At 44.9% G+C, this 20250-nt stretch carries 17 protein-coding genes; 6 read left to right on the top strand and 11 right to left on the bottom strand.

Translation table 11 applies throughout. The features are described from left to right. Window positions 1-606: a TetR/AcrR family transcriptional regulator gene (locus L5M17_RS18640; protein ID WP_263148809.1), complete on the top strand. Its 606-nt coding sequence runs from the start codon at window positions 1-3 to the stop codon at window positions 604-606. A gap of 147 nt (window positions 607-753) precedes the next feature. Here the strand turns inward: L5M17_RS18640 and L5M17_RS18635 are convergent, their stop codons facing one another. The 10 genes from L5M17_RS18635 to L5M17_RS18590 all read right to left on the bottom strand — a co-directional run bounded on the left by L5M17_RS18635 (window position 754) and on the right by L5M17_RS18590 (window position 10991). Continuing rightward, a complete protein-coding gene (locus L5M17_RS18635; protein ID WP_131523188.1) occupies window positions 754-1560 on the bottom strand; it encodes a CsgG/HfaB family protein in 807 nt (268 codons plus the stop codon). Then, window positions 1560-1955 carry a curli assembly protein CsgF gene (locus L5M17_RS18630; RefSeq protein ID WP_106649655.1) on the bottom strand — a complete coding sequence of 132 codons (396 nt, stop codon included), beginning with the start codon at window positions 1953-1955 and terminating at the stop codon, window positions 1560-1562. Before L5M17_RS18630 ends, L5M17_RS18635 begins: the two co-directional genes overlap by 1 nt. A 10-nt stretch (window positions 1956-1965) precedes the next feature. Then, on the bottom strand, window positions 1966-2376 hold the full coding sequence (locus L5M17_RS18625; RefSeq protein ID WP_131523186.1) for a curli production assembly/transport protein CsgE: 411 nt from the start codon (window positions 2374-2376) through the stop codon (window positions 1966-1968). A 298-nt stretch (window positions 2377-2674) separates the two neighbouring features. Continuing rightward, complete coding sequence (locus L5M17_RS18620) at window positions 2675-4363, bottom strand: sensor histidine kinase (RefSeq protein ID WP_263148808.1); 1689 nt, start codon at window positions 4361-4363, stop codon at window positions 2675-2677. A 46-nt stretch (window positions 4364-4409) separates the two neighbouring features. Next, window positions 4410-5888, bottom strand: a complete 1479-nt coding sequence (locus L5M17_RS18615; RefSeq protein WP_263148806.1) for a sigma-54-dependent transcriptional regulator — start codon at window positions 5886-5888, stop codon at window positions 4410-4412. A gap of 122 nt (window positions 5889-6010) precedes the next feature. Continuing rightward, on the bottom strand, window positions 6011-7210 hold the full coding sequence (locus tag L5M17_RS18610; RefSeq protein WP_263148805.1) for an FtsX-like permease family protein: 1200 nt from the start codon (window positions 7208-7210) through the stop codon (window positions 6011-6013). A 10-nt stretch (window positions 7211-7220) separates the two neighbouring features. Then, a complete protein-coding gene (locus L5M17_RS18605; protein WP_263148804.1) occupies window positions 7221-8531 on the bottom strand; it encodes an ABC transporter permease in 1311 nt (436 codons plus the stop codon). Between the two features lie 11 nt (window positions 8532-8542). Next, window positions 8543-9286, bottom strand: a complete 744-nt coding sequence (locus L5M17_RS18600) for an ABC transporter ATP-binding protein (protein WP_259213469.1) — start codon at window positions 9284-9286, stop codon at window positions 8543-8545. A 69-nt stretch (window positions 9287-9355) separates the two neighbouring features. Further along, a complete protein-coding gene (locus L5M17_RS18595) occupies window positions 9356-9619 on the bottom strand; it encodes a hypothetical protein (protein WP_259560136.1) in 264 nt (87 codons plus the stop codon). Window positions 9620-9728: 109 nt separating this feature from the next. After that, a complete protein-coding gene (locus tag L5M17_RS18590; RefSeq protein WP_263148800.1) occupies window positions 9729-10991 on the bottom strand; it encodes an efflux RND transporter periplasmic adaptor subunit in 1263 nt (420 codons plus the stop codon). 376 nt (window positions 10992-11367) lie between these two features. Here L5M17_RS18590 and pyrC point away from each other — a divergent pair, with 376 nt between their 5' ends. The 5 genes from pyrC to L5M17_RS18565 all read left to right on the top strand — a co-directional run bounded on the left by pyrC (window position 11368) and on the right by L5M17_RS18565 (window position 18727). Further along, on the top strand, window positions 11368-12399 hold the full coding sequence (pyrC, locus tag L5M17_RS18585) for a dihydroorotase (protein WP_219251151.1): 1032 nt from the start codon (window positions 11368-11370) through the stop codon (window positions 12397-12399). Window positions 12400-12529: 130 nt separating this feature from the next. After that, window positions 12530-13576 carry a hypothetical protein gene (locus L5M17_RS18580; protein WP_263148799.1) on the top strand — a complete coding sequence of 349 codons (1047 nt, stop codon included), beginning with the start codon at window positions 12530-12532 and terminating at the stop codon, window positions 13574-13576. A 300-nt stretch (window positions 13577-13876) separates the two neighbouring features. Further along, window positions 13877-14698, top strand: a complete 822-nt coding sequence (locus L5M17_RS18575; RefSeq protein WP_263148797.1) for a toxin-antitoxin system YwqK family antitoxin — start codon at window positions 13877-13879, stop codon at window positions 14696-14698. A gap of 920 nt (window positions 14699-15618) precedes the next feature. Beyond that, complete coding sequence (murI, locus tag L5M17_RS18570; protein WP_263148796.1) at window positions 15619-16431, top strand: glutamate racemase; 813 nt, start codon at window positions 15619-15621, stop codon at window positions 16429-16431. Between the two features lie 241 nt (window positions 16432-16672). Then, window positions 16673-18727 carry a toxin-antitoxin system YwqK family antitoxin gene (locus L5M17_RS18565; protein WP_263148794.1) on the top strand — a complete coding sequence of 685 codons (2055 nt, stop codon included), beginning with the start codon at window positions 16673-16675 and terminating at the stop codon, window positions 18725-18727. Between the two features lie 203 nt (window positions 18728-18930). Here the strand turns inward: L5M17_RS18565 and L5M17_RS18560 are convergent, their stop codons facing one another. Next, window positions 18931-20073 (bottom strand): glucosaminidase domain-containing protein, encoded by a 1143-nt coding sequence (locus tag L5M17_RS18560; RefSeq protein WP_263139952.1) that lies wholly within the window; start codon window positions 20071-20073, stop codon window positions 18931-18933. Between the last annotated feature and the right edge of the window lie 177 nt (window positions 20074-20250).

Genomic DNA, 20250 nt, shown 5'->3' with positions numbered 1-20250 from the left:
TTGAATAAACCATCAACAGCACAACCCATTAAAACCATGACTGATAAACGCCAAGCTATTCTCGATACTGCTTTAGCGCTCTTTGTCAGCCAAGGATTTCATGGCACGTCTACCGCCTCGATTGCGAAACAAGCAGGTGTAGCAACGGGCACCTTGTTCCATCACTTCCCTTCTAAGGAAGCCTTGATGGAATCTTTGTTTCTTACCATAAAACAAGAATTTGCCGATGCCTTACTGTTAAACACCCATAAGGGCAGCGATCTTAAGCACAATGCCCTACAACTATGGCAAAGTGCGATAGATTGGTCGCTAGATAACCCTGTCAAGCAACTGTTTTTTCAGCAATATTCAATGTCGCCCATGATTGCAGCTAAGGTGCGCGATCAAGCGATGAATAGCATCTTAGGCTTTATTAGCGAACTCATTAAGCAGGGACAAATGATGGGGCTAATCGCCCATTATCCAGTCGAATTGATGCTAGAAAACTGCCACGGCCAATATCTAGCTGCAACCCGATTCTTTATCGATAACCCGCACTTGGGGACAGATAGAACATACCGCGATGCCAGTTTTGAACTGTTTTGGAAGGCCATGCAAGCGGACTAAAATAGCCAAATATCAACTGACTGCTGCAATAACTGCAATAAAAAACCGAGTCAGCTTAACTGGCTCGGTTTTCTTTTTCGCTATCGCGACTAAGTGCTAAAGCAGAAGTCTGCTTTGCTCTAGCATCTAATACCGACTTTCAAGCACCTAGCCCTGACTCAACTCCTGGGCTTTTTCTGCTGGCTGCGCCACTTGAGTTGGGCTCCAGTAACCTTGTTTGATACCCTTATCAATCAGCTCAGCGACCGCCAATTCAATGGCTTGTAACACGCAAAATTGCACTGGCTCATTGGTAGTAAAACCGACTTCAGCCTCAGCGAGTCGATTTAAACTCGTGTAACGGAACAAGCCCGCACGCATTTCTTGGGATAAAACACGTTTGCTGGTTGAGACCGACATCATGACTTTACCTGTGTGTACATCCACGGCGCGTAGATAAATGGTCACCAGATCTTCACGGTACATTTCAGAGGCGCCAATACCATAGTATTCGACCCCGCTACCGCCTGTGCTAGTGTTGGTCTCATAACTAATCACCCCACCTTCGAGTAACAATCTGGCGGTGGATAATACGGGCACTTCATCGCCCTTAGTACCGCTCTGTTTGTTGCTGATCTTACGCTCGGTAAGCAAATTTTGTAGCCCTTCACGCTCAACGGGTGTAAACCATTTAGAGTCGAGCAAAGTCTGCATCAACATCGATGTTGCGCCCTGAGTTACCGCGGTCGAAAACGAACTCACGTTAGCCTGCGGCTTATATTGGCCAGTTTGATCGCGAAAGGAATACACGGCCACAGGGATAGGAAACTTAGGTCCTGGTTGAGTTTGCAACCCACGCATCACCTCACTCAAGGGGTTAACCTCGGCAGCCGTGATATTTAAATCGGGTTTGGAGATCAGGCTACAAGCCGACACACTTAACAGTAATAAACCCACTAACACTAGACGGGCCATTAGTTGACTCCTCCGAATGTCGGCATTTCAATCACAGTGACTTCACCGGTTTCAGTATTAGTAATAGTTAGCATCACGCCATTTCCCGTAGAAGCCACTTCAATCCGAAAATCACCTGTATCGTAAACACCATCGGTAATTTCACCATCAGCAACACCGCGGGTGATTGAGTTAATGATATTACGCTCTAGGGATTCTTTAAAACGGGTGACAAAGTCCTTCTCGGTCGAGGTAGATTTATTGTCATTCTGGGCTTGAGCTTTATTTAATAAGAAAGCCCCATTTTGTGGATTGCCGCCAAAGCTGGGATTCACTGGCGTATAAATCAATTCAGTGGCTTGGCCACTGCTTGCCACACATAGCGTGACAAGAGCAAGTAACGTCCTGTATGTCATTATTATTATCCTAAAAGTCGTCCGATGTTCCTGAAAAATCACCTGTTATTGCATTGGCTCTGACTTGCGCTAAATAATCAATCGTAAGCAAAATCGCCTGCTCTGCGCTCTCTTTAATCGGATTTGCACGACGACCAAAATGAGTAGTGTAAATCCGAGTCCCGTTTACCTCTAAGGTTAAAACGGTTCCAGCCTGTGGAAACACTGTCTCATATAGAGTGACGTTAAAGCCTTGAGTAAAGGGCAGTTCGCGCCAATAGCTTGAGTAGTAAAAGCCAAAGTCCTTACCAAACCGAGTCAAGGTTCTATCTATTACTAAGCCACTAATTTCAATGTCGTTATCGGCAATAGTGATAGGGGAAGCCAGCAGCAGGAATGGACATAAAACGTAAGTAAGCAGACGCTGTTTTAACTGTTTCACTTATCCCTCCTTAACCTTTTTAATCGAACCTTAAAAACCGCGCTAACCTCTGTTAGAACAAGGTGAGTATTAACGCAAATTTTCGATAAAACAGGTTAACAGGGTTAAAGATCTCTCGTCATTACGCTGGGGGGCAAATTAGCCCGAAGAGCTAAGGTAAAAAGGCAAAAATAGTCCATTTGGCTAATACGCCAAGAGGCAGTTGAGGATAGAAGTTATGCTTTAAACAAGCGGATAAGATAAGCAATAAAAATGCGACTTAAGAGTCGCATTACGGTGTTGATTCAAAACGCGAGCATTATTGTGGCAACCATAGTCGAACCAACAGGCCACCGTCACTGCGATTATGCATGCTAATACTGCCATCGTGGGCTTCGATAATTTCACGGCATAAAGGTAAACCTAAGCCTGTACCCGATTGTTTTGTTGAGTAAAACGGCAGTAGCGCCTGCTCTAATACTTCACCAGACATACCAGTGCCGCGATCCTCAATCACAATGCTAAAACCTGCACCATCCACTAAGGTTTGATACCGAATCGATAGAGTGACATCCTCGGGGTTTGAGCCAGATTCATGGGCGTTTTTAAGTAAATTGAGGAGCACTTGCTCCATCTGTCCTTGATCGAAAAAACCATCAACCTCAGGTAACTCATGAGTGAGCTTAAAGGGATAATGCTGAGTCAACTGGGCAGTAAATTGCGTCCAATTCACCTGACGCCGTTGCGGGAGCGGCAACTTAGCAAAACGGGCATAGTTAAAGATAAACTGGCTTAGATGACTGGTGCGATTCTCGATAGTATCGAAAATCAGCTTAAGTTTTGGATTATCCAGATCTTTAGTCAGTAACCGCCCCGAGTTCACCATAGAGGCGATGGGCGCCACTGAGTTATTGAGTTCATGGCTAATAATGCGGATCACTTTCTTCCACACTGCCACCTCTTGACGATTGATCTCGCGGGTCATCTGCTTGAGCAAAATCAAGTTATGCTGTTGGTTATTCAATAAAAAATGACCACGACTTAAATACCAAGTTTCCACATCATCTTCACCCATGGCGAAGAGTCCGTTCTTTTCATGTTTAAGCGCTAAGGCCAATACTTCGGGCAAATCCACCAGCAATTCATCTAGGCTCAAGCCTTCCATTCTGCCCTTTTTATGGAATAGGTGACGCGCCGCATCATTGGCGTAAATGAGCCGCTGATGATCATCCAGTAACAACATCACATTGGGAGAACTTTGAATCACCTTATCCAGTAATAACTCCCGCTGGTAAATGTACTGCCTTTCTTGGCGTAATTTAGCAGCGCTATGGTTAAATAACTGCGCTAAGGTTTTGAGCTGACCTTCGCCATGTTCAGGAATACTCACACTAAAGTCATTATCACTAAAATTTAGCAAGCCGACTTCAAGGGAATCTAAACTGCGGCCGAGATGTCGAGTCAACCAAGCAATACCTAAACCACAGACAGCACAAGCGAGAAACAACACGATCAAACCTTCACCTAAGGTCAAACTCGAGACACGATCTCCCTTAGCTATCTCAGCGGATATCGCAGGAGATACAGGTGCTTTGGGCGGTAAAATAGATAGCGGTTCTACACGTAAAGGCTCAACCACATGAGGAATAGAATTAAACAGCCCTTCTTTAAGTTGTTCTAACTTGAAGAGTTTTATTTGTAACTGCTCTTGTTTAAGTTGTTCAAGCTTTTGCAGCTCGGCCTTAATCTGCTCGGCCCTCTGGTGCGCTTGCATCGCCGCAGCCTCCTGCAATTGCTCACTATTGTTAAGGGCGAGTTCGATGGAAGCGACCGTTTTCTCAAGCTCCGCAAAATCGAGTTGCACATTCACATCAGGGATTTCAATCGTGTTAGACGTGGCAACAGACGAAGCATAGGGTGAGATATACTTCACCAAAGCAAAACTCAGCAAGACGCCAAAGGCGCAGCAAGCCATTGAATAAATGATAAGTTTAGTTCGAATTAACACTCTGATTCCTTAATCGATAGCCTTTACCCTAGCATCTACACTTAGCCTATGACTTATCTAAACCAAACTTGTCCATCCGCCGATACAGCGCTTGGCGACTGAGTCCAAGCGCTTTTGCCACCCGAGCAATTACGCCATGATGCTGTTTTAGCGCCGCTTCGATATCTTCTCGGCTCACGTCTATCGCCTCATTGGCATCTGACACTTGGGCACGAACAGACTCATGATAAAATGCGGTATTTACGGGGATGGAAGCGGGCGAATAAACAGGCAGAGGATCAGACAGTCTCAAGCCAGATAGCCGCGACTCAGATACAGCCGAAACACTGGAAGCAGATTTGATGACACTCGCAACAGGTGCCAAACCAAAGTCAGCCTCAGTCAGCACATGGCTTTGCGCCAACAATACCGCTCGCTTACAGGCGTTTTCAAGCTCGCGCACATTTCCCGGCCAGCGGTGCTGTAATAACGCCTGCAACGCAGGTTTACTCAAGCTAAAATCGCTGCCAATAAAATGCTGCACTAAAGGTAAAATGTCATCGGTGCGTTGATTCAGCGGTGGCAACGCCAGTTCAATCACATTTAAGCGGTAAAACAAATCCTCACGAAAACGCCCTTCGGCAATATCTTGGGCCAAATCCGCATTGGTCGCACTGATCACCCGCACTTTCACTTTTTGGGTTTTATGGCTACCTAAGCGTTCAAATTCACCGGTTTGCAGCACGCGCAGCAGTTTTACTTGGCCAGATAAGGGCAAGTTACCGATTTCATCTAAAAACAGTGTGCCGCCGTCGGCCGCTTCAAAGCGACCAATACGCGCTTTAGTCGCCCCCGTAAAAGCCCCCGCCTCGGCACCAAACAGCTCTGCCTCTAATAAATCCATCGGCAAGGCGCCGACATTAACCTTAATAAAAGGTTTGTTTTTTAAGGGAGAATTAGCATGGAGAATATCGGCAAGCTTGTCTTTACCCGCGCCATTAGGGCCAGTGATGAGGACCGACACATCGGAGCGTGCCAGTTGCAATGCTAAATCAATACAACGCTGCATCGCGCCGCTGCCAAAGACAATCCCGCAGAGGTCCGCATCGGCGATCGCCACTTGGCGTTGATGATTCACCCGCTCGAGACGATGGTTAGCACGGGAGAGTTTATAAAGCGCAATCAAATTGGTGATGCTATTGAGTACCTTAGCGTCATCCCAAGGTTTACCCATGTAATCGGCCGCGCCCGCTTTGACTAATTCAACGGCGGTTTCGAGTTGCGTCCACGCCGTCATCAAAATAATCGGCAGATCGCCTTGGCGTTCGCGCAGGGCGTAAAACAGTTGCTTGCCTTCCTCGCCCGAGGTGGTATCTCGGGTAAAGTTCATATCTTGGATCACTAAATCCACATCTTGCGTCGCCAATAACCCAAGGGCGTCCTCCGGACTATGGCAAGTCAGCACCCGATAATCATTAAGCTCTAGCATCAAACCTAGGGCTTGGCAGATGGCGTGATTGTCGTCGACGATGAGGATAGTATCCATAAGTATGAGTGTTGTCCTATATAAAACTATTAACCGTAAAGTAACAAAAAGTGCAATAACATCCTATTGTTATCGCACTTTATCAGGCTTTTATCGTACCTTGAGTGACATCAAATATTTCGCTATACGCTGCGGGTTGCCGTTGCTGGCGAAATATTTGCCGCCTTACGCGCCGGTAAGTAAACCGCCAGCGTGGTGACAATAAACAAACCTGCCACAGTAAATAGTGGGTAGCTTAAATCCAACATAGGCAAGCTATAGATTTTCATTAACTGTTGGCCTAACTGTATCGCTAACAAGCCGCCCAGCACGCCTCCCGCTAAGCAAATCAAATAATTTTCTACGAGGAAGTAACTGACAATGTCGCGCTTTTTCGCACCCAGTGCACGGCGGGTACCTATCTGCTTAGTGCGGCGCTGGATATTAAACATCACCATACCCGTTAAACCGAGCGAGGTGATCAGCAGCAGCAACACTACCATCATGATCAACACGGTAATCATCAATTTATGATCACGGTATGAGCTATCTTTTAAGGCCTCGATTGACTTAAAGCCATCGAGAACTCGGTTAGGATTCTCGGCCAGCAACGCTTTTTTTATCGCATCTTTAAGCTCGGTGTGGTGCTCAGGTTTGGCCCGAACCATGTAAGAACTGCTGCCATAATCCACATTTTGAATCACACTGTTTTCAAGGCTAGAACTGTCAATCCACGCGCCTTGCAGTTTATCGACAACCCCTATCACAGTGATCTGTGCATCTTTGCCCTCGTACAACACTTTGCCAAGTGGTGATTCATCAGGCCAAATCGCTTTCGCTAACGCGCTGGAGATGATCGCTAATCGGCTCGGGCTATCGAGATTGTCCTTAAGTTCATGGGGGTAAAAGTTACGCCCTTCAATCAGCTTAAGGCCTAAGGTCTCAAGGGTGTGATCTGTCCCTAAGTACATGGCAAATTGCGGTGTCGATTTAGCGCTATCCGGATCGGGCCCCAGATTGAAGGTGCTCGACCAGCCGCCACCGCTTAATGGCAACATATTGGTTGAGGTCGCATCAATCACATTGGGTAGCCCACGTAAAATTTGCTGATCAATTTTGTTTTGCGCGGTTTTATCGATCAATGGATCGAAGTTGAACAAGCTAAAGGTCAAGACTTCAGACTCTTCGACTCCCGAAACGCGCTGCATCAGGGCTAAACGCTCCTGAATAATAAAGCTCGCGTTCGCCACAATTGCCACAGACAAAATAATCTGAATAAGCAGTAAGACAGGACCGCTTTTACTGCGCAACAAACTGCTGAGAATAGGTTTAATATGTAACATAATAAGTCCCTTACTGGCTTTTCAGATAAACGCTAGGTTTAGTCCGGCACACGACCCACGCGGGATACAAGCCAGCCAACAAGGCTGTGCCTACCGCAATACTAGGAGTGATAATCCACATACTCGCCGATAAATGGGTTAACCCCTTCGAGACCTCAAACTGTGCCGATAAGCCGTAAAGTGACGCGTAAGCCCAAGCGAGTCCCAGTAAGCCGCCTAATAAACCTATCATGCCTACTTCCACCATATATTGAGCGAAGATTTGGGCTCGGCTAGCACCGATTGCGCGGCGTACCCCAACTTCAGGCGCTCGCTTGAGGAACTTAGTGAGCATTAAACCTAATATATTGACTAAACAAACACTTAAAAATAGTACGCTCAAGCCAACCAAGATTTTATTGTCTTCAGGCACCACATTATTGTATTCAAGCCAAGTCGCGACATCGGAGACTTTGACTGAGTCAGCGGCAGATTTTTTATCGGTAAAGCGGCCCAATGCTTTTTGCTCTGCGACATAATTACTGAGCCAAGAACGGTAACTGGTTACTGCATCTTTATTGGGTAACTCAACCCAATACAGCAGCCACACTTTTTCAGAGTTAAGGCGATCGCTGTAACTATTCATCGTCTCAAACTTCCAACCCGAGGTGTTCCCCCATACATCAAACTCTTCGATAGGTGTCAGTGAAAACGGCACAAAAATTTGTTCAGTGTCGTTAAAAGCACCGTTAGTAGGATCATAATATTTAGGCTTAGGGTCCCAGGCTTTAATCACCCCCACTATTTGATAAGGTTTACGATTAAGATAGATAACCTTGCCGACACTGTTTTGGCCCGCAAACAGCTTTTGATTGAGTTTATCGTTAATCACCACTTGATAAGCAGGTTCAGTGTCAACGGATTTATCCCACACATTGCCGTACAAAAATGGCACGTCAAACAGCTTAAAAAAGTCGCTATCTGTCACCCGAATACTTTCTAAAATAGGCGCGAAATTGACATCCTCAGTTTGCAGCGCCATCCCAGTGCGAAACATCGCCGCTTGGCGTTTAGGTAAGGTATTGTTGCGCAAATTCATCGCATCTTGATAAGTCACTAACGAGTTAAGCTCATCCCAAGAATCGGGACCTTGGCTCCAAAGCTGTACCGCATTTAACTCATCTGAGCGTTCACCCGCAGGATTAAACGACATCATCTTGTAGACGTTTAACGTGGTGATTGTGATGCCAATACCTATCGAAATCGCCAACACCATCAACAGCGAGAGCGCAGGGGTTTTCTTAATGCTGCGCCAGGCTAAATCAACATAATAAAAAAACATAATGCGTATCCTTAGTCAGCGTTGGCGACAAGTTTGTCTAATGGGTGCGGGGTCGCCACAGTTTGTACACTGCCATGGGGCTGATACATAGTAAAATCACACACTTGACCGTCGACAATTTGAATATTGCGCTGGGCGCGGCGAGCGAGTTCAGGGTCATGGGTCACCATGATAATAGTCGTGCCCGCTTGGTTGATATTTTCAAGTAATTCCATCACTTGGCGCGCCATTAAGCTGTCGAGGTTACCAGTCGGTTCATCGGCGAGCAGGAAGCGAGGTTCACCGGCTAATGCTCTGGCAATCGCCACCCTTTGTTGCTGTCCGCCCGAAAGCTGAGTGGGAAAATGCTTGAGTCGTGAAGCTAAACCCACTTGTTCTAATGCTTGCTGTACGCGGCGTTGGCGTTCCTTGGCATTAAAACCACGGTAGCGCAGCGGCACTTCAATATTCTCTGCCAAGTTAAGGTCAGGAATTAAGTTAAAGCCTTGGAAGATAAAGCCGATTTTCTCGTTACGGATAGCAGCGCTCTTATTATCGCTCAGGTTAGACACGTTAATGCCATCGAGAAAATAGTCACCATGGGTAAAACCTTCGAGCAAACCCGCGATATTTAAAAAAGTCGTTTTACCTGAGCCAGAAGGACCCGTTACCGCAACAAACTCGCCTTCATTCACTTCGAGGTTAAAATCGCGCAGGGCGTGGGTTTCCACTAAATCCGTTTTAAAAACCTTGCTCACACTCTTCATTGATAACATGTTAATTTCCTTAAAATAATCAAATCAATTTTACGCTGCATCTAAACGACTCGATGCATGGCAGCGTCATCAGCCGAAAAATGGCTCAACGACAGACTCTAAAAGCCACACAAAAACGCCCAATATAAGGTCGGCACTTTCGACCGAAACCTCACCCACTTGGCGAACCTCCTCCAATGGATTGGTCCATTCCAGCACATTCAGCCCAAGGAAAAACCAGCTATTGGCTTCACCGATACTCAACTCCACCGCGACCACCAGTAGCAGTAAGGCCAACACGCCAAACATTTTTGATGACATCAACATGCTGAAATCAAATTGTTTATCACGCATATTCGGCTCCTATTCTTGTCCATGTCGCAGCAGGTTTCGTCATTCACCTTGATCACTGCGCTGTTAAATTCATCAGATTGGTTATTTAGTAATTTACGAATATCGGTCATCAATGAATCCTGACCTGTTCGGCGTGGTTAAAGGGCTCGACACTGGATATCACCCACTCGTCTCCGGCTTTACCGCCATCCAGCACTTCGACTTGGCTCAGGCTAGTACTGCCGAGCTTAACCTCACGACGACTGGCTAAATCGCCCTCGATTTGATAAACCACATTACCCCCACCGCTGGTCATAAAGGCGCCGCGTTTTACCATAAGAACATTAGGTCTGTGCTCTAATAACACTCGGGCCGAGATGCGTTGATTCTGGCGCAGTGTTAGGCTGTCGCTTTGGTCAAATTGCACTCTTGCGGTCACTTCACGGTTACGCACTTCTGGGGAAATTGACGATAACTTGCCCATTAACTTAATACTGCCAAAACTCAACTCGACTTCCATGCCTAAACCCAGATCATCCGCATAGGATTCAGGCACGGCTAACTCAGCCTCATAGGCGCTTAAATCCACAACAGTTAAAATCGGTTGGTTAGCGCTAAGACGGGTTTTCTGCTCGGTAATCCAGTTACCGATAATGCCGTTAACAGGTGCAATAATATTCAAGGCATCGACTTGACGTTCTAATTCACGCACCGCGAGAGTTTGACGCTCAACTTCTAGGGCTTTGTTTTTAATTTCAAAGGTTAACGTATCTTTCGTTAACGCCACTTCTTGCTCGGCATGCTTAAACTTCAGCTTGGCTTTGTGTAAATCATCTTTGCCCTTTTCATAATCAATCTGGCCAATAAGCTGACTTTGAATCAGCTCCTCTCCGCGTCGGCTTTCCCTATCCGCCGCTTCAAGATCGACCGTTGCGATATCTAAGGTTTGATAAGCTTGTAATTGATCGCGTCGTGCATCCAACTTAGCGCGCTCTAATGCACTCTCCATGCCCGCTAATACGGACTTGGCTTGCGCTAGCTGATTAGTGAGTCTTGGACTATCGAGTTTGGCGACCACATCGCCCTTATTAACAGTATCGCCAGGATTGCTGAGCAGAGTCACAGTACCTTCCTCTGTGCTATACAAAATAGGCGCATTGGCCGCCACGATTTTACCTGTGGTCGCCACATCGCGGGTTAACGTTCCAACGAAGAGTTTTGCGGTAGTGATGTCGCTGCGGCTTAAGGATTTGCTCACGCTATCAGTGCCCAAGCTCGCCCAAACTAAGGCGCTGACTAATAAGGCGCAACCGCCAATGATCAGCGGTAACTTAAGACGTTTAGAGGTAGATGGCACAAGTACTGTATCTTGGCCGCTAGTATCTTTAATCATGGCTTTACTCGCTTCCCTGTTGGAATCATCAGTGCCGGAACGCAATCAACGGACACTATTGGAAATCTATACCACAGAGATAGCAAAGCCTATGCCAAATAGTTAAACACATTATTATTCAAAACTTTAAATTAAAATTATTGATAGAAGTGTCCGCGGACACTGGGGTTTAAATCGAAAAGTGTCCGCAGCAGATTAATCAAAAGTGTCCGATGCTAAAAACAGCGATATAGCGCGAGCCATGCTGCTAAGCGTTTCAATTACATGTCCTAACAGATTTATTGGCCGAAACTACCGAGTTTCCCTTTACAGTAAAATCCTTGCCACATAAGATCCTGCCACCCTCGCAGCAAAAACGATCAAAAGACCAAACCCTATGACTACAATAACAATCACTCGCCCAGACGACTGGCATATTCATTTAAGAGACGGCGCCCAGCTTAAAGATACAGTGCGCGATATCAGCCGCTATATGGGCCGCGCCATCGTCATGCCAAACTTAGTGCCCCCCGCTATCGATACTGAAACCGCACTGGCCTATTACGATCGCATTAAAGCGCAGGTGCCCGCGGGCTCACAATTCGAACCTTTGATGGTGTTGTATTTAACCGACAAAACCAGCCCAGATGAAATCCGCAAGGCTAAAGCTTCGGGTAAAATTGTTGCCGCTAAACTCTACCCAGCGGGCGCGACGACTAACTCAGATTCCGGCGTAACCGATGTTAAAAACATCTATCCCGTACTCCAAGCCATGCAAGAAGTCGGTATGCTGTTTTTAGTCCACGGTGAAGTCACAGATTCAGCTATTGATATTTTCGACCGCGAGCGTGTCTTTATTGAAAATATCCTCAGTAAAATTGTCGCCGATTTCCCAGCGCTTAAAATCGTGCTTGAGCATATCACCACCAAAGATGCAGTCGATTTTGTCACTCAAGCCTCAGACAATGTGGCCGCGACTATCACAGCCCACCATTTGCTGTATAACCGTAATCACATGCTGGCAGGCGGTATTCGTCCGCATTTTTATTGCCTGCCGATTTTAAAACGCAACACCCACCAACAGGCGTTATTAGGTGCAGCGGCAAGCGGCAGCAAGAAGTTTTTCCTCGGTACAGATTCAGCGCCACACGCCAAGGATAAGAAAGAAGCGGCCTGTGGCTGCGCGGGCTCCTACACGGCTCATGCCGCCATTGAGCTTTATGCCGAAGCATTTGAGTCGGTCAATGCGCTGGATAAACTCGAAGCGTTCGCAAGCTTTAACGGACCAGACTTTTACCATCTGCCACGTAATACCGATACCATCACGCTGGTCAAAAAGTCATGGGATGTCCCTGCCACTTACCCGCTTGGCGATACTAACGTCGTGCCTATTCGTGCTGGAGAAGCCATTGATTGGCAAGTTGAGTAAGCCTTAAGTCTTTAACATCAAGTCGCCTACGGGCGACTTTTTATCAGATTTTGATTTTTAATCCACAATCAGTCAGTATCCTGCGCTTAGAATACGGCCCTTACTTATCACCTTTTAAGAGAAAATCAGTATGCCCACAAGGATGTTATTCTCCGTTTTATCTTCAAGCCTATTGCTGAGCGCCACGATCTCTTTGCCGACCTTTGCGGCCAATGAACTCACAGGGATCTGGCAGGGACAGTTAGGTAAAAGCAAAGTCAGAGTTTGTTTTAATCAATATGGAACAGGTAGTTATTACTATCAACGCTACTTAACGCCGATAAGACTCGAGCAGCAAGATGAACTGTGGAAAGAAGAAGGCAATACCGGAAATTGGCAGTTTGATAGTGTCACGCCACAAAAACTGAGCGGCCATTGGTTTAAAGATACCGCGAGTAAATCGTTACCAGTGCAACTTGAGCGAGAAATCAGCCCAGATAAGGTCGAGGATTGTGGTGCCGATGCGTACAATCTACCGCTAGAAACCACGCCAAAACTCAGCCGAGGTAAATGGCAAAGCTACGAAAATATTGAGTATCGCCCGCTGACTTTTGGCACAGATGTGGGTATCGAATTTAAAGGCCCACAAACGGGTATCTTGGCAATTAATCAATGGCTTGAACATAAGCTCACCGATGAAGCCCAACTAGCACAAACCTTTGACACTCGCCGCAGAATGCTGGCACAAATGGGCAGTTTTGTGACTGACGAAACCTTTGCCGAACCGATTTTTATTAATCAGTATTGGCTTAGTGTGCGCCTATATCGCTGGGCCGCAGGTTATGGCGCCAATGGTATCAGCCAAGAATTTGTGAGTTTCTCCCTTACCGACGGCAAACCTTTCCACCCGTGGCAATGGTTTCTCGCCGATACGCAACCACAAAGCATGCTCGAGGGTATGAGTCATCCTTTACCTCCTGCATTAAGGGACAAATTGTTTGCTGGCAAAGCACCGGACGCAGAATGCCCCACATCAGACGGCTCGGGATATTACCAGCTCACCCTTGAGCCAAAGGGGATCAAATTCTGGGAAACGCCCCGCGGCGATGGCTGTGAAAATGAGTTTATCCTCAGCCCGCAAGAAGCCATGCCCTATGCCACCCAATGGGGAAAAACACAGCTTAAGATATTGGAATAGTGTACTTAACTGAGAAAATATTAGAGGGAAAGAAAGCAGTCATGGCGATGATAGTAGTGCGATGATAGTAGCGCGACGACAAGCGCTCTTTCCCTCCCTACACAGCAATGCATTTCGAGATAATTCATTTCAGTAAGGAATCATCTTTGAGCAATTTAACCGCAAAAATAGCGACACCCGAAGCCTTAGTGCAAGCTCAGCTTGAAGCATAATATTTGAGCAAGGAGTGCCTACTACCTTGAAAAACACCGATGGTAGGTGTGAGAGCATTGAGAATTATAGATAAAAAAGGAGTTATCGATGAAGGAAATAGATTTTAATCAATTGCAAAATATAAATGGGATCTATTATGAAATAGATACACAAATACCTTTTACTGGGAAAAGTAAAAGGTATTATAAAAGTGATGATTGTGACGGATATAGGGAAATAACTTATAGAAATGGTCTAGAAGACGGTTCTTTTAAAACATATGATGAAGATGGTTTGCTATTGTTCGAAGGATCTTATAAAAATGGGTTGGAAGAAGGCCCTTACAAAAAATATTATGAAAATGGCGGAGTGGAGAAGGAAGGAAGTTATAGAAATGGATTAGAAGAAGGCCCTTACAAGATATTTTATAAAAATGGCGCTGTAAGGCTTGTAGGGAATTATAATAATGGATTAGAAGATGGTCCTTATAATAGATATTATGAAAGTGGGAGGATATTGAGAAAAGGAACTAAGAAAAATGGACTTCCAGAAGGAATTTGTGAATCATATTATGAAAATGGTCAATTGTGGGGAGTGGTTTTCTGTAAGGATGGTAAGCAGGAAGGCCTTTCTAGATATTATTATGAAAGTGGTCAGTTGTGGTGGGAGATGACGTATAAAAGTGGTTTGGAAAATGGCCACTCTATACATTATTATGAAAATGGAAAGGTCAATTGTGATGCAATTATTGAAAATAATCTAAAAGAAGGTCCATATAAGCGATATTATGAAAGTGGTCAATTGATGGAGGAAGGGACTTATAAAAATGACTTATTAGAAGGAGTCCTTAAAAGCTATTGTGACGATGGGCAATTAGCATCTGAAGAGATTTATAAAGATGGTCAATTAATCATGGTAAAAAATAAATAAAATTTAAATCTGCAATTCACTGAACCAGACTTATCTCGTCTGGTTCCCAGGGTAATCGCGTAAATGTTCATATTTTGTCCGCCTTGGCAAGCCCAGCCATTAATATCTTTTCAAGAAATGCGGTTTTCATCCAAGCTCGATTTCTTTTGGTCACTAGACTCGACTTGCTCGGCTATGCATTGAGCATATAAGCGAAAGTCAGGACTCCCATAACTCTTTTCTGCTTTATTATCAATATTATCAAGACATCCATTGTTCATAGCCTGTACCTTAAGCATCTAAATGTGCCCATATCACCTCTAAGCTATTGTCGTGCTTTGTTTTTGACTGCTTGCTGCGATAACATTTGGTGGTAATAAATTCTATTGCCCAACTCAGATCGGCCTTGAACTGCGTATTACCACGCATGGCAGTAAAAAAAGCGGACAGCCATGAATTTTTTAAGAATCAACCATCTGACATACAAAGGGATTAACCCAAATTAAGCACCATCATGGAAGTGACAGTCCGTGGCATGGTCGCTTATTCACATACATGTGATCGCGAGATTAGTATGTCCTATATAGCAGATGCCACGTTCGAGCATCCAGGGACGGGCTTGCTGCGTGTCACTGGAATGATAGTGCTTAATGGATATGGGAATTAAAGCTCCAGCAATATTTACAAACACACAAAGGATTAAGTTGGCATCCAAACTAAACTGCGGACAAAACTGAGTATTCATGATCTCACGCTGCGGTAGATAGCATTAACTCACCAAAAGATTTTTTGTTTACGAAAAAGTCTTAACCAAACATATCCTCATTGTTCAAAATAGGCTGAAAGAGCAAAATGCGCCTCTTGAAGCTGTATGCCAATTCGACTAACGCTCCTGTGTCTATGGCAAAATTAAATGTGTTGATTATGTGAAGGTAGGTGCAATGGATAGCTCAATATTAGTTTTTGATTCAGGTTCAGGTGGACTGACTGTCGCGGCCGAAATAAAAAAGAGAATCCCCAACATACGGCTGAGTTACGTCTCTGACGCTGGCTTTTTCCCGTACGGAAAAAAGCCGCACGATATACTTAAAAAGCGAATTTTAGACGTTATATCCAAAGCAAGCTCACTGACTCAACCCGATATCATCGTTATCGCCTGCAATACAGCGAGTACCATTGCGCTAGACTTACTTCGTGCTGAACTCAATATACCTATTGTCGGCGTTGTCCCTGCGATAAAACCTGCCGCTTCGTTATCAAAATCAAAGGTAGTGGTGGTACTTGGCACTCACACCACAGTGAACTCAGCTTATGTGAAGATGCTGATCACTAATTTCGCCACAGAATGTAAGGTTTTAGTAGAAGACTCTGAAGTGCTGGTTCTCGCCTCAGAGCAAAAACTTCTCGGCAATGGGTTTGATCCCGACATTGTAACCCAGGAAATTCAGCGTATTTTTAGCAAACCCGATGCGTTTAATACCGATGTATTAGTGCTGGCTTGTACTCACTTTCCACTTATCAATGCAGAAATCAAAAATGCCCTTCCCCACCACTTTACCGTCATTGATTCTGGATTAGCCATTGCTAATCGAACGCACTCATTATTAAAAATCGAACACCAAACGTGTAGCCCGATACTCGATCCAGAAATAACGTTTTACACCACTGGGAATGTAGATTCAGAACAAGCGAAACAAAGCAAAATTGAAGCACTGCTTCAGTGCTCTATTAAATTTAAGCAGCTGTTATTGTAATATTTTTAGCTCATTTTCTTTTAAAACCCGTTTTCAAAGAAATCTAAATGATTACCCTAAAAGACACCCGTGAAATAAATGCTATATCGCATCGCTGATTGTTAAACATTAGATCTTAACAGGCCGCTATTGCGGCCTTTTTTGTATCAGCTACTTCCTGAAGTGCTTGTCTTCGCATAAAATTCGGCCCGTTTACTGGTGCGCATGAGGCGCAAGTTATCGGTGTAAAAGGTGTAGTTAAATGGAACTTTCGATTCGCAGTTTATTCACTGCAGCGGGCATGATGTTGTTATCCTCTTTAACGGTTATTCCTGCGGCAAGCGCTGCGGGCAAAGCCGTCCATCCCACTGTCGATTTACCGAATGGCCAATGGCTTAATTTTCACCAAAAAGACAATCAAGTGTGGAGCGAAATGTCCGACGGCGATGCGCCCGGGGTACATCTTGATGATTATGGTGCGGCTGAAATTGTGGCCGTTTTTTACTATGACTTTGATAAGGGTGGCGACAAAGAAGTCGTGGTCATGCTTAAAGATACTGATGGTCAGCATTTACGGGGTTATGGTTTTGAGGATTCAAAGCTCACTAAGCTACCACGCCTTCAAGTTATGCTGGATGAAGTCGCCCCGACGTTATCGTCATTTACCGTCAGCGACACCCGCAAAGTGTTAAACCAAATTCCGCCACAGCAATATCGCATGACCTATGATGTTGAGGCGATTGAAGATCCCGCCATTAAAGCGATTATCGATGGTTCAACCAAGCTCAAACCAACCTTAATCGGCTATCGCAATGCTAAAGGTTTACCCGCCGATGTGAAAACCGCGGACGAATATAAATTACGTTATCCCCTCACCCGCAAAGATAAAGATGCCCAAGGCCGCGAGCATCAATACAGTTTAGTGACCCACTTTTATCGCAATGATTATCGCGAACAACAGGGCAGTTTTGTGTTGGTGAGCGTTGTCTTTGAAGCCGATGATGTGGACTGGCTAAACAGCGGTGAGGGTGAGATCCCAAAAACGGGCCCAGCTTATGATTATATGAATCTCGGTGGATCTTGGGCTGGACTTGCGCTTGAAAGTCATTATGCCCAAGGTGTGCTCGATGGCCCCTATATCGCCTACGATAACCGTAATGCCAATATCATGTTGAATGGTCAGTACAAACAAGGCAAAAAAGTCGGTAAATGGATGGAGGCTGACGGCCAAACAAGCTATTGGGAAGGTGAATATCTTGACAGTAAAAAGCAAGGTAAATGGATTGCACAGTCCATGTTCGATGAGGCAGATAACTACGGTTTTGCCCATTACAATCAAGGAGTGCTCGATGGCCCATATGAAATCTATGAGCCCGAATATGGCGCAGACACAGGTGATAAGCGATTGTCTGAAAAAGGCATTTATCGCAACGGCGTCAAAGACGGTGAATGGCTTGAGAGCAATGGCAATAAAGGTCACTATCAAAACGGCATTAAACAAGGCCCTTGGGTAGATAAAGTCTCGCTTGGCGAATACCGCAACTATGTGGGTAACGGGGCTTACCTTGATGGCAAGCGCACTGGCCCTTGGGTATTTAAAACTGACAAGAAATCACGGATCGAAGTGACTTATCTCAATGGATTACGCGAAGGTGAAGAAAAACTAATCAGCGATGAAAATGTGCTCTTTGCCAATAAGCATTATAAGCAGGGACTGCTCGATGGTCAGAGTATTTGGTACTTAGCACAGGATGTTGCCAACGGCATTAGACACTATCGCAAAGGTGAATACCATGGCATGCAGGCGATATTTGATCCTAACCATAATCACCGGCTTATGGAGTTAAGTCATTATGAATATGACGAAACCTTGCCCGTCAAGCCCTCTCAAGATGAGTGCATAATGCGAGAAAATCCCTATAGCAATGACTGTAAGGACATACTGAATCCCCCCTTTAGAAATACGCCATCAATTAAGCATGGGGAACAATATTATTATGATAGTAAAGGAAAATTATACAAATTTTCTGACTACCATCATGGCAACCTCATCAAAGAATATGAATTCGATGAAGAGGGGCATGTCCAAAAGCTGCAAAATAATGAACAGGGGCAAGACAGTCAAATCAACATCCGCTACAAGAAGGATGGCGGTTATTCACTGTCCAATTACAGCGACAATGAGCAACGTGGCTGGACATATGAAATCGATAACAAGGATCGATTACTGTCCCTGAAGTATTACCACGATGGTGAGAAAAAAGGGTTTATCATCCGCTATAACACAGATGGCAGTTATGCGATTACTGAAAGGTAAACATTAATATCGAACATCAGGCACTGCTTATCCTTTTATCCTAATGGTTAACTCAAGACCTTGAAGACAATTACCAGCAAAAAGGCAAAGTTTAAAATTGGGATATAGGGTAATGCGGATGCCCTTGATTAAATTGACCTATATAAGCCTAATTAAAGTGCGCTTTATTCAGGTTAAGTGAAAATGGTTATTTTACCAATCACTTAGTTTGTTCTTGTTAATAGATGTAATGGCGCGTCATCACTTAAATAAATATCATCCACCAGATATAGCTTATTGGTACGGATCATCTGACGAATCGCCTCAACATAGGCGTGCCCGCGCTCCGAATATCGGTCTAACGTCCCTGCGAGTGCAGAGCCTGTCACAGCTTGATTAGCTTGTCTTGATTGGGCACGAAAATCTCGCATCTTCTGATAAGCATTATGGGTATTCAAATTCAACAAATACCCTTCTACTGAAGCAAATGGTGTATCGAATCGTGCTAAACCATAATTGCCTAAACCTTGGCGCTTTTGCCTAGGTTCCATACCATTACCCTTGAAATCCCACTGCCCAAATAATGCATTACCTTCACGGGCAAATCGCGATGTGCCCCAACCGCTTTCTTTTGCCGCTTGAGCTAACACTAACGATGGTGGCAGGATATCCACCCTTTCAAGTAGCATTTGTCTTTGGGCTTCTAACAGCGGTTTATCTTCACTGCTTATTACTTTGTACTTTACCCCTAAGGCTAATAACGCAATATCATCAAGGGGGGCAGACATAATGACCTGTCTTTCTTGTAAAATTTTCTCATTCGCCAATAAGACTAAAGGGGCAATCATTCTAAGAAACACCATTTTCTTTTGCTTCACCGGGAGTTGGCTTGACACTGAACTCCAGCCCTCACCCACGGCATCAAAGGTCAATCTAGGGACCGATTTATTACCATCACGAAAGCTTTCTGGCGTGTAATTAAGCGAGTCAAACAAGCCCATGAGTTCATCGAGAGAACTGATATTCAGACTCAGTTGTTTAGACTCTGGATTGTCTAAGGATGACTGCTCAAGCATTTTTGGGGATGAGAAATGTTCAGCAACCGTTGGGTTTGCAACAGCACCTTGATTCGCTTGCACCAGGGAAGTCGTCATCAGTTTTGGCAAACTCTGCATATGATGTAGAGCACTCTGACTGGCAACTAAAGGATTGGAAGCCGTCAGTGACTGAAAACCAAGAGCATCAACTGGCAGCCTATTCGAAATCAGCTTAGTCGCTAGCGTTTCTTGCACATACACCGAAGAGCATAAAACAGACAAAGCAATGAGTGCGAGCATAGCAACGGGAAGCTTAAACTTTATAAACATGGTATCTCTTTAACTGAGGTAAAACGGTAGCAATGGGATTAGCCAATACATCGGGGGCGTAAGGTAACAGTAAAAACCTGACAGTTTGCTTAATAGATATACAAAATGACCTATTACGATCATTTTTTAAGGAGAATAGGACGAGCGCCTTCTTGGCCGCCTCTTGACCCAATGTCA

Origin of the sequence: Shewanella sp. SW24, from assembly GCF_025653395.1 — a bacterium.
In the GTDB taxonomy this organism is placed as follows: Bacteria; Pseudomonadota; Gammaproteobacteria; order Enterobacterales; family Shewanellaceae; genus Shewanella; species Shewanella oncorhynchi.
The sequence above is the reverse complement of the archived record's forward strand: the minus strand, read 5'-3'. Positions and strand labels throughout refer to the sequence as shown.

What these genes read in the sequence shown, in the direction of transcription:
- L5M17_RS18635 (WP_131523188.1), bottom strand. Translation starts at nt 1,560, where the DNA reads ATGGCCCGTCTAGTGTTAGTGGGTTTATTACTGTTAAGTGTGTCGGCT.
- L5M17_RS18630 (WP_106649655.1), bottom strand. Translation starts at nt 1,955, where the DNA reads ATGACATACAGGACGTTACTTGCTCTTGTCACGCTATGTGTGGCAAGC.
- L5M17_RS18615 (WP_263148806.1), bottom strand. Translation starts at nt 5,888, where the DNA reads ATGGATACTATCCTCATCGTCGACGACAATCACGCCATCTGCCAAGCC.
- L5M17_RS18610 (WP_263148805.1), bottom strand. Translation starts at nt 7,210, where the DNA reads ATGTTACATATTAAACCTATTCTCAGCAGTTTGTTGCGCAGTAAAAGC.
- L5M17_RS18605 (WP_263148804.1), bottom strand. Translation starts at nt 8,531, where the DNA reads ATGTTTTTTTATTATGTTGATTTAGCCTGGCGCAGCATTAAGAAAACC.
- L5M17_RS18600 (WP_259213469.1), bottom strand. Translation starts at nt 9,286, where the DNA reads ATGTTATCAATGAAGAGTGTGAGCAAGGTTTTTAAAACGGATTTAGTG.
- L5M17_RS18595 (WP_259560136.1), bottom strand. Translation starts at nt 9,619, where the DNA reads ATGCGTGATAAACAATTTGATTTCAGCATGTTGATGTCATCAAAAATG.
- L5M17_RS18590 (WP_263148800.1), bottom strand. Translation starts at nt 10,991, where the DNA reads ATGATTAAAGATACTAGCGGCCAAGATACAGTACTTGTGCCATCTACC.
- pyrC (WP_219251151.1), top strand. Translation starts at nt 11,368, where the DNA reads ATGACTACAATAACAATCACTCGCCCAGACGACTGGCATATTCATTTA.
- L5M17_RS18580 (WP_263148799.1), top strand. Translation starts at nt 12,530, where the DNA reads ATGCCCACAAGGATGTTATTCTCCGTTTTATCTTCAAGCCTATTGCTG.
- L5M17_RS18575 (WP_263148797.1), top strand. Translation starts at nt 13,877, where the DNA reads ATGAAGGAAATAGATTTTAATCAATTGCAAAATATAAATGGGATCTAT.
- murI (WP_263148796.1), top strand. Translation starts at nt 15,619, where the DNA reads ATGGATAGCTCAATATTAGTTTTTGATTCAGGTTCAGGTGGACTGACT.
- L5M17_RS18565 (WP_263148794.1), top strand. Translation starts at nt 16,673, where the DNA reads ATGGAACTTTCGATTCGCAGTTTATTCACTGCAGCGGGCATGATGTTG.
- L5M17_RS18560 (WP_263139952.1), bottom strand. Translation starts at nt 20,073, where the DNA reads ATGTTTATAAAGTTTAAGCTTCCCGTTGCTATGCTCGCACTCATTGCT.